This window comes from Thermococcus sp., assembly GCF_015521605.1.
GTDB lineage: Archaea > Methanobacteriota_B > Thermococci > Thermococcales > Thermococcaceae > Thermococcus.
Window position 1 is genome coordinate 1 of the sequence record NZ_WANV01000038.1, and the last position, 12585, is coordinate 12585.

Annotated in this window: 18 protein-coding genes and 1 riboswitch; of the genes, 4 read left to right on the forward strand and 14 right to left on the reverse strand. The window is 53.3% G+C overall.

What is annotated here, in order from left to right; genetic code table 11:
• The 12 genes from F7C11_RS09725 to F7C11_RS09780 all read right to left on the reverse strand — a co-directional run.
• Positions 1-510 (reverse strand): PmbA/TldA family metallopeptidase (locus F7C11_RS09725; RefSeq protein WP_297093005.1); only part of this gene is annotated, 510 nt, incomplete at its 3' end.
• Between the two features lie 97 nt (positions 511-607).
• A complete protein-coding gene (locus tag F7C11_RS09730; RefSeq protein ID WP_297093006.1) occupies positions 608-898 on the reverse strand; it encodes a MazG nucleotide pyrophosphohydrolase domain-containing protein in 291 nt (96 codons plus the stop codon).
• 40 nt (positions 899-938) lie between these two features.
• A complete protein-coding gene (locus F7C11_RS09735) occupies positions 939-1619 on the reverse strand; it encodes an aspartate/glutamate racemase family protein (protein WP_297093072.1) in 681 nt (226 codons plus the stop codon).
• A gap of 51 nt (positions 1620-1670) precedes the next feature.
• Positions 1671-2393, reverse strand: a complete 723-nt coding sequence (locus F7C11_RS09740; protein WP_297093007.1) for a MinD/ParA family protein — start codon at positions 2391-2393, stop codon at positions 1671-1673.
• Between the two features lie 88 nt (positions 2394-2481).
• Entirely contained in the window at positions 2482-3294 is an 813-nt protein-coding gene (locus F7C11_RS09745; protein WP_297093008.1) for a mechanosensitive ion channel family protein, read from the reverse strand.
• Between the two features lie 61 nt (positions 3295-3355).
• The gene (coaBC, locus tag F7C11_RS09750) at positions 3356-4570 is read right to left on the reverse strand and encodes a bifunctional phosphopantothenoylcysteine decarboxylase/phosphopantothenate--cysteine ligase CoaBC (RefSeq protein WP_297093009.1); all 1215 of its coding nucleotides are present in this window, start codon (positions 4568-4570) and stop codon (positions 3356-3358) included.
• Between the two features lie 52 nt (positions 4571-4622).
• Positions 4623-5003: a DUF190 domain-containing protein gene (locus F7C11_RS09755; RefSeq protein ID WP_297093010.1), complete on the reverse strand. Its 381-nt coding sequence runs from the start codon at positions 5001-5003 to the stop codon at positions 4623-4625.
• 4 nt (positions 5004-5007) lie between these two features.
• Complete coding sequence (gene crcB / locus F7C11_RS09760) at positions 5008-5379, reverse strand: fluoride efflux transporter CrcB (RefSeq protein ID WP_297093011.1); 372 nt, start codon at positions 5377-5379, stop codon at positions 5008-5010.
• A gap of 103 nt (positions 5380-5482) precedes the next feature.
• The gene (locus tag F7C11_RS09765) at positions 5483-5923 is read right to left on the reverse strand and encodes a hypothetical protein (RefSeq protein WP_297093012.1); all 441 of its coding nucleotides are present in this window, start codon (positions 5921-5923) and stop codon (positions 5483-5485) included.
• Positions 5920-6222, reverse strand: coding sequence for a hypothetical protein (locus tag F7C11_RS09770; protein ID WP_297093013.1), 303 nt, complete (start codon positions 6220-6222; stop codon positions 5920-5922). The genes F7C11_RS09765 and F7C11_RS09770 overlap by 4 nt, the downstream gene beginning before the upstream one ends.
• Complete coding sequence (locus tag F7C11_RS09775; protein ID WP_297093014.1) at positions 6213-6902, reverse strand: DUF6062 family protein; 690 nt, start codon at positions 6900-6902, stop codon at positions 6213-6215. The genes F7C11_RS09770 and F7C11_RS09775 overlap by 10 nt, the downstream gene beginning before the upstream one ends.
• A 9-nt stretch (positions 6903-6911) precedes the next feature.
• Positions 6912-7778 carry a hypothetical protein gene (locus tag F7C11_RS09780; RefSeq protein ID WP_297093015.1) on the reverse strand — a complete coding sequence of 289 codons (867 nt, stop codon included), beginning with the start codon at positions 7776-7778 and terminating at the stop codon, positions 6912-6914.
• 24 nt (positions 7779-7802) lie between these two features.
• A riboswitch (Fluoride riboswitch) is annotated at positions 7803-7877 on the reverse strand.
• Between the two features lie 93 nt (positions 7878-7970).
• Here F7C11_RS09780 and F7C11_RS09785 point away from each other — a divergent pair.
• Entirely contained in the window at positions 7971-8675 is a 705-nt protein-coding gene (locus tag F7C11_RS09785; protein WP_297093016.1) for a peptidase M54, read from the forward strand.
• Between the two features lie 39 nt (positions 8676-8714).
• The gene (locus F7C11_RS09790; RefSeq protein ID WP_297093017.1) at positions 8715-9761 is read left to right on the forward strand and encodes a radical SAM protein; all 1047 of its coding nucleotides are present in this window, start codon (positions 8715-8717) and stop codon (positions 9759-9761) included.
• Here the strand turns inward: F7C11_RS09790 and F7C11_RS09795 are convergent.
• Entirely contained in the window at positions 9758-9958 is a 201-nt protein-coding gene (locus F7C11_RS09795) for a TIGR04140 family protein (protein ID WP_297093018.1), read from the reverse strand. The two genes, F7C11_RS09790 and F7C11_RS09795, sit on opposite strands and share 4 nt — an antisense overlap.
• 104 nt (positions 9959-10062) lie before the next feature.
• Between F7C11_RS09795 and F7C11_RS09800 the strand changes: the two genes are divergently transcribed.
• Positions 10063-10524, forward strand: a complete 462-nt coding sequence (locus F7C11_RS09800; protein ID WP_297093019.1) for a hypothetical protein — start codon at positions 10063-10065, stop codon at positions 10522-10524.
• A 48-nt stretch (positions 10525-10572) separates the two neighbouring features.
• On the opposite strand, the gene F7C11_RS09805 is transcribed toward F7C11_RS09800, so the two are convergent.
• Positions 10573-11034 (reverse strand): peroxiredoxin, encoded by a 462-nt coding sequence (locus tag F7C11_RS09805; RefSeq protein WP_297093020.1) that lies wholly within the window; start codon positions 11032-11034, stop codon positions 10573-10575.
• A gap of 98 nt (positions 11035-11132) precedes the next feature.
• Here F7C11_RS09805 and pyk point away from each other — a divergent pair, with 98 nt between their 5' ends.
• Positions 11133-12569 (forward strand): pyruvate kinase, encoded by a 1437-nt coding sequence (pyk, locus tag F7C11_RS09810; RefSeq protein WP_297093021.1) that lies wholly within the window; start codon positions 11133-11135, stop codon positions 12567-12569.
• Positions 12570-12585 lie beyond the last annotated feature (16 nt).

Below are 12585 nucleotides of genomic sequence, written 5' to 3' on the forward strand. Positions count from 1 at the left end.
CGGAATGACGCTCTCGATGAACGCTCCATCGCTGTTGGCTATTATCTTGTGCCACACCTGGTCGGAGTAGCCAAGGTAGCGCATCGGCACGTTCACGCCGGTGGCCTTTACCTCCTCCTCGATTTTTCTTAGGAGTTCGAGCTTCTCCTCGGGGGAGACGTCGCGGAAGTCCTTGCGCATTTTGACCTCATAGTAGACCTCGTGGAAGTCCTCATCGGAAAAGCGAATCGGCTCGTTCCTCACCTTGGAGGCCGCCTTTGCGAGCTTCACAGCCTTCTTAACGGCCTCGGCGATGCTCTCTTTCGTGAGAACATTGGTCGAGGCGAAGCCCATTCCCCCGTCCACGAGAACCCTTATGCCAATGCCCTTCTCGGCCAGTATTGACAGGCCCTCGGGGTTTCCGTTCTTCATCGCCAGAGAAGTGCCGTTCTTTTCTTCAAAGCGCGCTTCGGCGTAGGACGCCCCCAGTTCGAGGGCCTTCTCAACCGCGAACTCTACGAGTTCATGCATGCACACCACCTCGGTTTACTGCATAGAATAGTGCGCCCGAAAGTATAAAAGTCTTTCCGTTAAGATGGCGGTCGAAAAGGCGGTCAAAAAATAAAGCTCATTTCTCCTCGCATTCGCACGGGTTCTTCCCGCAGTATGGACAGACGCCGGGATACTTCCTCTTTGCCGCCTCCTCGATATCTATTCCGAGGAGGTTCGCCAAACTGGCGAGCCAGGCTAAAACGTCGGCGAACTCCTCTTCCATCGCCTCGCGGTCGTTCTTCCTTATCGCCTCGCTCAGCTCTCCGACTTCCTCGACGAACCAGAGGAAGGTTCTCTCAACGCCCCGCTTAGAGTCCTTGTGGAAATAAATCTCCCTGATCATGTCCTGAAACTCTCTGATCTCCATCTCTCCCACCTGGAGGAAAGGGAAGAAAAGGGCTTAAAAATCACTCGCTCGCAACTTCGATGAGCTTTCTCATGTGTATCTCCACCGTGTCGAAGACCTCCGCCGGCACATCGCCGGATTTGACTATCAGCGGAAGCTCGGTGCAGCCGAGGATGACCCCTTCGATGTTTTCCCGCTCTATGTAGCGGTTGATGAGGTCGAGCACCCACTCCCTGCTGATGAAGTTCTCGAACATCAGCTCCTCGGTGATTATTCTGTTCAGCTCGTCCATCTCCTCCTCACTGGGAGTGACCACCTCGAAACCTGCCTCGCGGAGGGCGTTCTTGTAGAAGTCCGCGGTCATCGTCGTCTTGGTGCCGAGGAGGAGAACTTTCTTAACTCCCTTCCTCTTCATTTCCTCTATGAGCGCATCTATTATGCTCACCATTGGAACACCGATGGCGGCCTGAACGTCGGGGAAGACTATGTGCGGGGTGTTGGCCGATAGGGATATTATCTCTGCCCCCGCCCTCTCAAGCGCCCTGGCGGCGTTTATGAGTATCTCCTTCCTCCCCTCCCAGCCGTTAGGGTTGTGGATGAATTCCTTGAAGTTTATCGAGTAGATTATCAGTTCGGGGAAGACGTAGGGTTCGAACTTTTCGCGGCTTATCTCCAGGTATTTCTTATAGTAATAACACGTTGCCTCGGGGCTGGTTCCGCCGATTATGCCTATCTTCTTCATAAGAACCACCAAAGGGAGGGAGTTTTCCGGGTTTATCAGGCTTTCGGAAGGTTAAAAGAAGATTTCTTCAAACGTGTAGGAAAGCTTGGTTATGACTCCCAGCTCATCCCTCCAGGCGCATATGGGGATGCCGTTGTACGTGCCCTCCAGGATGGAGGGGTCATAAGGAACCGTTCCAAGGAGCGGGACCTCCAGTTCCTCGGAGATGAACTTTTCCAGGGCTTCGAGGTTTTTCTCAGGTATGAGGGGCTTGTTGAGTATAACCCAGAAGTCCTCGATCCCGAGATGAAGGAACTTTCTGATTGCCGAATCCACCCAGTCGTTGAGATTCCTCAGGGGGATGGTGCTGGGGTCTATGACCAGTACCTGGTAATCAAGCTCGGAAACGATGGGGTGGGCGTCTATTGGAAGACCCGATGGAAAGTCAACAAGAACCGCACCGTATGCACTTTTGAAGTATTCAATTAGTGTGTTGAGGCCTTTAAACGACAGTCTGTGTCTGATGGGGGCGTTTGGGTCGCCAAGGAGGAGGTGGAGGTTCTTGATTTCCAGATAGGGGTACGTCAGCCATTCCAGATCCATCCTGGGGTTCTCAAGATAGGAGTGGATGGTGTACTTCGGTGTGACCCCGAACTGGAACGCAAGGTTCGGAAAGTACAGGTCGGCGTCGATGAGAAGAGTCCTGACGCCTCTCATGGCTAGGCATGCCCCAATATTTGCTGTCAGGGCGGTCTTTCCACTGCCCTCAAAGCCGGTTATCCCTATTACCACCATCCCGGCTCACTCTGTAACGGTTTCTGACAATAATAAAACTGGACGGCAAAGTTCAAAAATCTTTCTTGGCCGCCCAGGAACTGTGGTGTCACTTGGGCATCTCCCTCACGTGAACGTCGAGCTGCGGGAAGGGAATCTCGATTCCTTCCTTGGTGTAGAGCTCGTAGATACCCTTTGTCAGGTCGCCTCTGACCTCCCAGTAGTCCTCTGTCCTGGTCCAGGCGCGGAGCTGGAGGTTTATCGACGAATCGGCAAGGGCTGTTATCACAACTCCCGGTTCGGGATCATCGAGAACCTTGGGATGGTTTTTCAGTAGGTTCATCGCCAGCTTTATCGCCCTGTCGAGGTCAGTTCCGTAGGCGATGCCTATGTCCACATCAACCCTTCTGGTGGGCATCCTCGTGTAGTTTACAATTATGCTGCCCCAGACGAGCTTGTTGGGTATGGTTATTATCCTGTTGTCCGGCGTCATGAGTACCGTTGACATCAAACCAATGCCGCTGACCTTTCCAACCTGGCCGGAAACTTCAACAACCTCGTCAATGTCTATCGGTCTGAGTGCGGCGATCCAGACTCCTGCTGCGAGGTTCGTGAGGGTATCCTGCAGGCCAAAGCCCAAAATCAAGCCCACGACGGCCGAGAGGCCGAGAATGAGCGGGGATACGGAGATACCTACCGCACCTAGGGCTACTATTATGACAATGATGTACAGGAGTATCGACAGGAACCTGGCAAGGAACTCCATCACAAGAGGCGGGAGCTTTGTTTTCCCTATGCTCTCTTTGAAGAGCGAGATCAGAATCTTTGACACAACGTAACCGGCCACCAGAATAATCAGCGCGGAGATTATCTGGAACGGTGTAATCCCTATGTATGAAAGGGGCTCATTCAGAGCCGCCATGGTATCACCCCGAATAGTTTTCAAAAAAAGTTGGTTAAAGTGCAGAAAAGGCTTTTCCTTTTCAGCCAAGTATTGAAATTATTTCATCAAAGATCCTCTCGGCCAGCTCGCGTTTGCTCATTCTGGGCAGTTTCTTGGTGAAGTCCCTGCCCACGAGAACGACCTCGTTCTCCTCGCTGCCAAAGGCCCTGAGCGTGTTGGCCACAACGAGGTCACTTCCTGCCCGTTCAATCTGTTTTCTCGCTTCTCTAACGAGTTCTTCATCACTCAGACCGGTCTCTGCCTTGAACCCAACCAGAAAAACGTCCGGCTGGAGTTCCTTTATTCTGTCTATTATCTTCGGCGTTGGTTCAAGCTCAAGGGTCAGAGGTTTTCCGCTCTTTATCTTCACGCTGGCCTTTTCCTTAACGCGGAAGTCGCTAACCGCCGCTGCGAGGACGACGATATCGTATTTTTTAGACCTCAGCTCGTTCTCTATCGCCCGGAGCATCTCCTCGACGGTCTCGACCTCAATCTGGTTCTCCACGAAGCTCGGAACACTCCCCTTCGTCCTGATGAGCGTTACCTCGGCCCCCCTGAAGTCGGCTTCCTCCGCTATGGCCACTCCCATCCTGCCGCTGCTCGCGTTCGTGATGTAGCGGATGGGGTCTATGTACTCCCTCGTCGCACCGGCCGTTACGAGAACACGCTTTCCTTCGAGCGTTTTTGGGTGGAGTTTCCTGATCACGCGGTAGACTATTTCCTCCATCGTCGCAACCTTGGCTTTGCCCTCCTCGAATCTCGGCCCTATGAACTCGACGCCGAGTTCTTTGAGCTTCTCAATGTTCTGAACGACGATCGGGTGCTCGTACATGCTGGAATGCATCGCGGGGGCAATCATGATGGGCGTGTGGGCGAAGGCCGTTGTCACGACGGTCGTAACAGGCGTGTCGTCTATGCCGCAGGCGATTTTCCCTATCGTGTTGGCAGTGGCGGGGCAGACAAGGATTAGGTCGGCCTTGTTCTCGTGCTCCCCGGCGAGTTCGACGTGCTCTATGAAGCCTGTAATCTCCGTCACGACCGGATTCCCAGTGGCGAATTCCATCGCGTAGGGGTGGATTATCTTGGTGGCGTTCTCGCTCATGACGGCGTGTACCTCTGCGCCGTGCCTTATCAGCTCCCTCGCGAGCTTGACGCACTCCACAGCTGCTATACTGCCCGGAATTGCAAGGACGATTTTCTTCCCGAGAAGCTTCCGGCTCTTGGTGGCGTGAATAAGCTTAACATGATGAAGCATGATGGCACCTCCAGAAGGGGTTGCACTAACTCATATATAATACTTAGGAGGCTCAGAGCTCCCTCACGGCGTCATCTTCGAACTTGCTCACCTCTTCCTTCGTTCCCACCCACACGACTATTGTCGGCTCGACCGTTATCATTCCATCTCGTATCATGGGTTTTATCTCCCCTATGGCCTTCTCGATCTTGTATCCCCTGTCAACGGCCTCTATTATTATGGGGAGGTCCGTTGAGAGCCTCATAACGTCAGCCGAGTGAACCTTGCTCTTCTTACCGAACCCGTAGATGCCCCGGTAGACGGTCGCACCGGCGATGCCCATCCTGCGGAGCTTCTCCACTATCGCCTTGTAGAGGGGCTTTCCGTTAAAGCGGTCGTTCTCACCTATGTAGATGCGAAGGCGAAGCGTGTTCCAGTGCTCGACTTCAACCACAAGATCACCTCCTTGCAAGGACGAACCCGAGGAATATTAGGCCTATTGTGATTATAACGTTTGCCGAGATGTTCAGAAGGGCCAAAGAGTACTCCCTCTCGCGCAGGAGTGAAAAAGTCTCGTAGGAGAACGTCGAAAAAGTGCTTAGTGCCCCGCAGAAGCCCGTTCCAAAGAAAAGCCTCCACTCGGCTGAAATTCCTATGCCCCAGAAGAGCAGGCCGTACAGATAGCCCAGAATCAGGCTGGCTATGCTGTTTACGAGGAGGGTCCCAACTGGAAAGTCCTTGTAAACCGGGAGTAAGCCCGAGATATAGAACCTTGCCAGCGCGCCCAAGGCGCCACCGAGCATTATTGCGGCAATTATCCTGACGTTCATTTTTCTCACCCTGCGTTCTAGCCTTCCCGTTTCCCGAGGGTGCGTCGTGTGACCCCTACTTAAGATTTTGGGATGTCAAGGATAGGGCCCTCACAGAAAAGCTCTAGTCTGAGCTTTCATCATTTTTTCCGCCGAAGTTGAGGTAGTAGTGTATCTTCTCCTCGACTTCGCTGTAGTCCCTCTTCGGAAGCCCCAGCTGTTCCCGGAGCCTTTTGTTCTCGGCGATCATGGCCGAAAGCTGTATCGCAAGGTTCTGGTTGTCCATCGCAATATAGTATGAGCGGAACTTTAGGGGGGACCATTTGCCTTCCAGCTCGTAGAGCTCCCCATCAAGCCGGGCTATTTCCTCCTGGAGCTTTTTAAACGTCGTCTCGTTGGCTTCGGGGTCGTCATCAATGTAGCCGTGCAGGAGGATTATCCTGATCGCCTCCTCAACCCGGAAATCGTAGCGTTCACAGAGCTCCCTAATTTTCTCAAAGGTCTCGTCCGCAATCTTGAACGTTACCCGTCGCCAGCCCCTCTTTGGCCTCACGGTGATCTTCATTTCTTCATCGCCTCCAGCTCCGCTCTAAGCCTCTTGTTCTCCTCGCTGAGCTCTTTCCGGAATGCCATCAGAAATTCCTTGTCTCGCTTTGCCATCTTTTCAAACTCCACGAGTTCGGCATAGCTTGCCCTCATCTCAGCAAGTTTTTTCTCCACCCTGTCCTTTCCTTCGAGAAGGAGGCGGAGCTTCAGAACCCTGAGCGTCCTCTCCAGCCCCTCCAGGTCTCGGAACCTTCTCTCTATCTCGTGTTTGTTCTCCCTTATCGCCTTCAGTTCCTCGTTTGTGACCTCTATCTCCACGGGAACACCCTCCTTGACTTTTTGTTGCCGGTTCTCTTCACTGTCACGCCCGTTTCAAGACCCTTCAGGGCTTCTATCGTCAGTGGAAGTGCCGATATCTCCTCCTTCGTTGGCCGCTCCTTGGCCCTGTAGTCGAACTTGTCAATGAACGCACCAAGCCTTTCCCTGAGTATCTTCAGCTTTTCAATTTGGACCATCTTCAGCCTTTCAGCCGCAGTGGGATCCCCCCGCTGGAGAATTTGCAGGAGCATTCTGTAATGATGCCTGCACAGTACCGATTCGGAGCGCTCGTATTCGGGGAGGAGTTCTTCAATCCTTTCCGCAAATGCCTCTACTGTGCTTCTCTCCTTCTCCTCCATTAACCTGCAGAGGAAGCATTCTCCCTCCTCCGGAGTCTCGCCCCGCTCAAGGTACGTTATGTACGTCCTGAGCATGTGCTCGTAGATTATGGCCACACCCAGCGGCCCCAGCAGCGGTTCCGAATACGCTTTTCCCAGGGTCTTCCATGCGTGGTAGGTGCAGAGACCGAGGCTCTCCTTGAACTTCTCCCTCACGCCCGGGTTGTTCACGTGTTCGTACAGGATTGTGTCTATCTCGGACTCCTCGTATTTGCGGAGTATTCTGCAGACGGGACACCCCTCTCCGAGGGCATCCCTTAGATACATACCTATCAAGTCCATGCCTACCACTCAGATGAATCTCTTCATGAAATCCAGTACCGCTAGGGCCCTATACGTGTTCTGGAAGTTTGAAATGCCCAGTTCCAGCGAACGCCTGAAGCCGCCGTTGGGGTTCTGGAGTGTCCGAATGAACCTTATGTGCCTCTTGGGGCAGTTCGGTCTTTCACCCTGCAGTTCCAGACCCCTCGTCGCGTAGAATGTCGGCTCAAGGTATGGTGGAAGGCTGTAGGGAACCTCCGTAAACCCGCCCCAGTCGCCGCAGAGCTCGCAGTTTCTAAAGTGGGGGCTCTTTGGCGGCCTGTACCCAAGGGCGTTCAGGGTATAGAGCGCCTGATACGTCATCGTCGTCGTTGGCTGCCTCACCCCGAATCCGTTCCCGTTCCTAAAGCGCATTACGAATTCCCTTATTTTCTCTCTTGTTTCACTGTCAAAGCGGTATCCTATGGCCTTAAATGCCTTGACGACCCAGTACGTTGCCTCCAGCGGTGTTGCCGTTCCAAACTCCTCGCTCCCGCCCAGACCCACGGCGAACCTGTCCTCCAGGGGGTTGTACTTGGTGAAGATTATGTCCACATGCTTCATCGCCACGTCCTTTGCACCGAGGATCGCCAGGCCTTCCATAGCCATGGCTATCGCAACGACCGCCGTCTGGGGCTGTATTGCGTTTTCAAAGAATTCGATGGTCTTTTCCTTCTCTGGAACATCCAGACCCAGGAGATCGTGGATTTTTACGGCGTAATACGTGTCGTTGACGTTGGTGTCGTTGAGGACACTGACAAAACAGTATCCTCCGTCCTCATGGCGCCTCTCCTTCGTATACCGGATGATCAGATCGACGTTAACGAACCTTCCAATTTCATAAAGCTTCGAGCCCATTCTACCGCCTCCTCAAGCTTTTGACGGAGAACAGGCGTCATCAGCCCCTGGCGGGCGGTTCGGCTCGAAGCCCGGGCGGACGCCATCGCCCGAAAAACCATCTGAAAGACGTTTAAAAACGTTTGTGGTGCAATTACCTAATAACCTAAAAATTTAATAAGCATAAAACGGCCTTTCATTTGTGATGAAATCATGGAATTCATAGCCTTCACCTACGCTGGAAACTTCGTGAAGGAGGAGGTAATAAAGGAAGTTGTGTTCACCGTATTTGATGAGGCGAATCGTTTCTTTGAGGAGAACGGCCTTCCGCTCAGGTTTCTCTACATCGGAAAGCTAAAGCTGGAGCCCGGTTACCTGATAAACATATACACCTCAGGGGGGAAGATACGGGCTTATCCCATCGAAGTCCTTGTGGAGGTTCTCCACGCCAAGCTCCTCAACGAGATAGAGGAGAGGCCGAACATAAAGATGAACAAGATATTCGCCCTGACCACGTTCCCCCTCGTTTCCCGCAATCCGTATTTTGACTTCTACGAGAAGTTCTTGGGGATACACGAGACCTTGATCGGGTTGAGGGTAATGGTTCTGTCAATGAAGCCCTTCGAACCGCCTGAACTCTCCGAATTCCTGAAAAGGGCTGATGAGGAGGGTGTATCTGAAGAAGAAAAGGCCCTCATAAAAGGGGAGCTTGAGCTCTTCAAAAACCGCCTCCTCAAGGGTGTCCTCCACGAGGTTGGCCACAGCTTCGACCTCGGCCACTGCTCAAACCAGTGCGTCATGAACTCCCCATCAACGATGGAAGAATGGGACTCCAGAATGCTCGGCTACTGCGATTCCTGCTTTATCAGCCTCAAGAGGGCAGTCGAGTGGTCCGAACGCAGTCCCCGTGGGGAGTAGGGTAAAAAGTTTTAGGCCCTTGGGCGTTAGTTCACACTGATGTGGCTCGGCCGTGGTTCCAAGTGGGAAGACGAAGGAGCAAGGGAGGCGCTGCCACGCTACTTCTCGATTCTTGAAGGGACGGAAGAGCCCGTATTTTCCATCTCAAAACGGGTTGAGGTCAGGTTTGAAGATAATCTCCCGCTTGATGAGCTGTGGAACCTCCATGCCGAGGGTATGGACAGGTTAAGGGAAAACGACCTGAGGGAGAAACCCGAGAACAACCTCCTGGAGCTCAAGGCGTTGATTGCCAGCAGGATTATGGAATCCTGCACACTGTGCGAGATAAAGTGCCGCGTGGACAGGAGGGAGTACATTGGCTACTGCCGCGTGGGGGAGAGCCTCGTGGCGAGCGACTTCCTTCACTACGGTGAAGAACCGGAGCTAGTGCCTTCCTACACTGTCTTCTTCTCCGGCTGCAACTTCCGCTGCGTCTTCTGCCAGAACTGGGACATAAGTCAGTACCGCGTTGGGATTGAGCACGTCCCCGAGTTCATGGCGTTCAAAATCGAGGAGGCGTTCAGGAGGGGTGCCAAGAACGTCAACTTCGTCGGCGGCGAACCGACGCCGAATCTGCCTTTCATCGTTGAGACTTTGAGGCACGTCAGCGTCCCCATCCCTGTCGTCTGGAACTCCAACATGTACATGAGCGAGGATGCCATGAGGCTCCTCGACGGCGTTGTTGACGTTTATCTGGCTGACTTTAAATGGGGAAACGATGGGTGTGCCATGAGGTATTCCAAGATTCCCCGCTACTGGGAGGTCGTGACGAGAAACTTCCTCCTTGCCGCGGAGCACTTTGGGGCTGAGTTCATCGTAAGGCATCTGGTCCTTCCGGGCCATCTTGAATGCTGCACGCGGCCAGTGCTGGAGTGGATAGTGGAAAATCTCGGAAAAGACGTCAGGGTAAACGTCATGTTCCAGTACCGGCCGGAATACCAGGCTGGAGAATATCCGGAGATCAGCAGGATGCTGGAAGGCAAAGAAAAGCAAAAAGCGGCTCGGATTGTCGAGGAGCTTGGTTTCAGAAACGCCCTTGTTGGCTAGCCGCCAGCTCTGGCGAGTCTCAGGGTTTCCATAAAGCGCTGGATCTCATCCTCCACCCCTTCGATGAGGACACTCCATCGCGGCATGCCGTGGAACTCTTCCGTCTCTTCCACGCTGATGGAAACCCTAGCCCCTGACTTTCTGAGTATCTCCCCCAGCTCCCCGGGGGGAATTGCGGTTGTTATCTGCAGCCTCATACTCCAAACTCGACACGACCTGTTTTATGATTTCCGGAACCGTAAAGTTTATAAAGAATTGCACATATGTAATATTACAATTACACATGCAGAGGTGATGTGACATGAAGAAGTTGCTGGCTGGATTTATGGCATTGGCCGTGTTTGGCCTTGTATTTGGGGCCGTTGCGGCCTATCAGGGCACCCCGGGGCCGAACCCGGAGGTTGAGAGAAGCGCCACACCAATGGCCTACGCCAAGGGCTACGGGCAGGGCCACGGCGGCATGATGGCTGGAGAAGGCACACCCTACATGGGGCTCGGTGTAAGGTCCGCCAACCTAACCGAAGTGAGCGTTGACCCGGCCGAGGTAACCGACTATCTCGCCCAGGTTTCAATTGAAGAGTTCACGAACAACCGCGGCATAACCGTCCAGAAACTCGTCTACGACGGCGACTACGTTGGAAAGGTCGTCGGTGACTACAACCTCGGCGAGCTGGACGTTTATGCCGCCTACGAGACCCTGCATGGGGTTAAGGTCTTCCTGGCCTATGATGGCAACATAGTGGGCTTCGTTCTTATGAAGTGAGCCCACTGCCTCCTTCACTTTTTGTTTTTAAGTTCTGAAATATATCTTCTATGAACCGCCGACCAGCCTTTTCGCTTCCTCCAGAACCTTTGCCGCGTGCCCTTTTGCCCGGACGTTGAGCTTCTTCCAGACAACCTCACCGTCTGGGTTGAATATGAACGTGCTCCTGATCACTCCCTCGTACTCCTTGCCATAGCGCTTTTTCTTGCCCCAGGCACCGAGGGCCTTTATGAGTTCCCCTTCCGGATCGCTGAGCAGCCGGATTCTTAGGCCGTGTTTCTCCTTGAATTTTATGTGGCTCTTTACTGAGTCCTTTGAAACTCCGATAACCTGAAAGCCCAGTTTTTCGAACTCTGGGAGGAGCTCCGTAAACTCTTTTGCTTCCGCTGTGCAGCCGGGCGTGTTGTCCCTGGGATAGACGTAGAGAACGGTCCATTTCCCGAGGACAGCATCCTTAAGACTTATCTCTTCCCCATTCTCATCGAAGACCCTGACATCCAGCGGGTTCATACGACCACCGAAGTAATTAGGGTAACCTAACTCATAAACGTTTCGGGTGGGATAAGGTTATTTAGGAGTTAGTCTGAATTGTACTTCCAGGTGGGAACATGAGGCTGCCATCTCATAAGACCAAGATAGTTGCCACGATAGGCCCATCCTCAATGAAGCGAAAAACCATCGAGGCGATGATAAAGGCCGGGCTGAGCGTCGCGAGGATAAACTTCGCCCACGGCGACCTGGAACAGCATGCGAAGACTGTTGAGCTTGTGAGGGAGGCCTCGCAGAGGTTGAACCGTCCCGTGGCCATCCTTGGAGACCTTCCGGGGGTAAAAATCCGCGTGGGGGAGATACAGAACGGCTCGGTCACGCTAAGGCGCTGGCAGACGGTTGTCCTGACAACGAGGGACATCATCGGAACCGAAGCGGAGATACCAGTGGAGTTCAAAGAGTTTCCCAGGATGGTGTCAAAGGGGGATGTGATTTATCTAAGCGACGGATTCATAGCGCTCCGGGTGGAAGATGTCCGCGGACAGGACGTTGTCTGCAAAGTCCTTGTGGGTGGGACGCTCTTCTCGCACAAGGGCATCAACGTCCCGAAGGCCAGGATGGCCATTGATGCGGTGACCGACAGAGACTTAAAGTTCATTGAGTTCGCCATCGAACACGGCATCGACGCCGTCGGGATAAGCTTCGTCGGCTCTGCCTACGACGTTCTCAAAGTCAGGAGGTTCGTAGAAGATAAGAACGGAAGCCTCTTCATAATAGCCAAGATAGAAAGGCCCGACGCCGTGAAAAACTTTGATGACATTCTCTGTGCCGCCGATGGGATAATGATAGCAAGGGGGGACCTGGGCGTTGAAATGCCCATTGAAAAGCTCCCGGTTCTTCAGAAGAAGCTGATACACAAGGCCAACGCTGCCGGTAAGCCCGTGATAACGGCCACCCAGATGCTGGAGAGCATGACAGAGGAGAAGCTGCCAACGAGGGCTGAAGTTACAGACGTGGCAAACGCGATCCTCGATGGAACGGACGCCGTGATGCTCTCAGAGGAGACTGCCGTTGGGAAGTATCCCGTCGATGCGGTCAGGATGATGGCAAAGATATCAAAGACGATAGAGGCGTACCGTGACTCCCAGTGGTCTACCCGCATAATCGAATGGAAGATGACTCGCTGGAGCGAGAAGAGTCCCAGAAAAGGCACCATAAAGGACACGATAGCCAGGAGCATAATAGAGGCCCTGAACTCGATGGACATTAAGTACATCCTGACCCCGACGAGAACCGGAGAGACTGCGAGGCTTATCTCCCGCTTCAAGCCCAAGCAGTGGATTCTGGCATTTGCAACCGATGAACACGTTGCGAGGAACCTGATGTTCTCCTACGGTGTATATCCATTCGTTGTGGAGGAGACCAGCGAACGGGAGATACTGGGGCTGATCAAGGGGTTAGGTATAGTGAAGGAAAACGACCCGGTTCTCCTCACGAAGGGGACACCGATAGGAAAGACCGCCGGAACGAACACCATCAGGATATTCTTGGTTTGACCCTAAATTTTTTAGA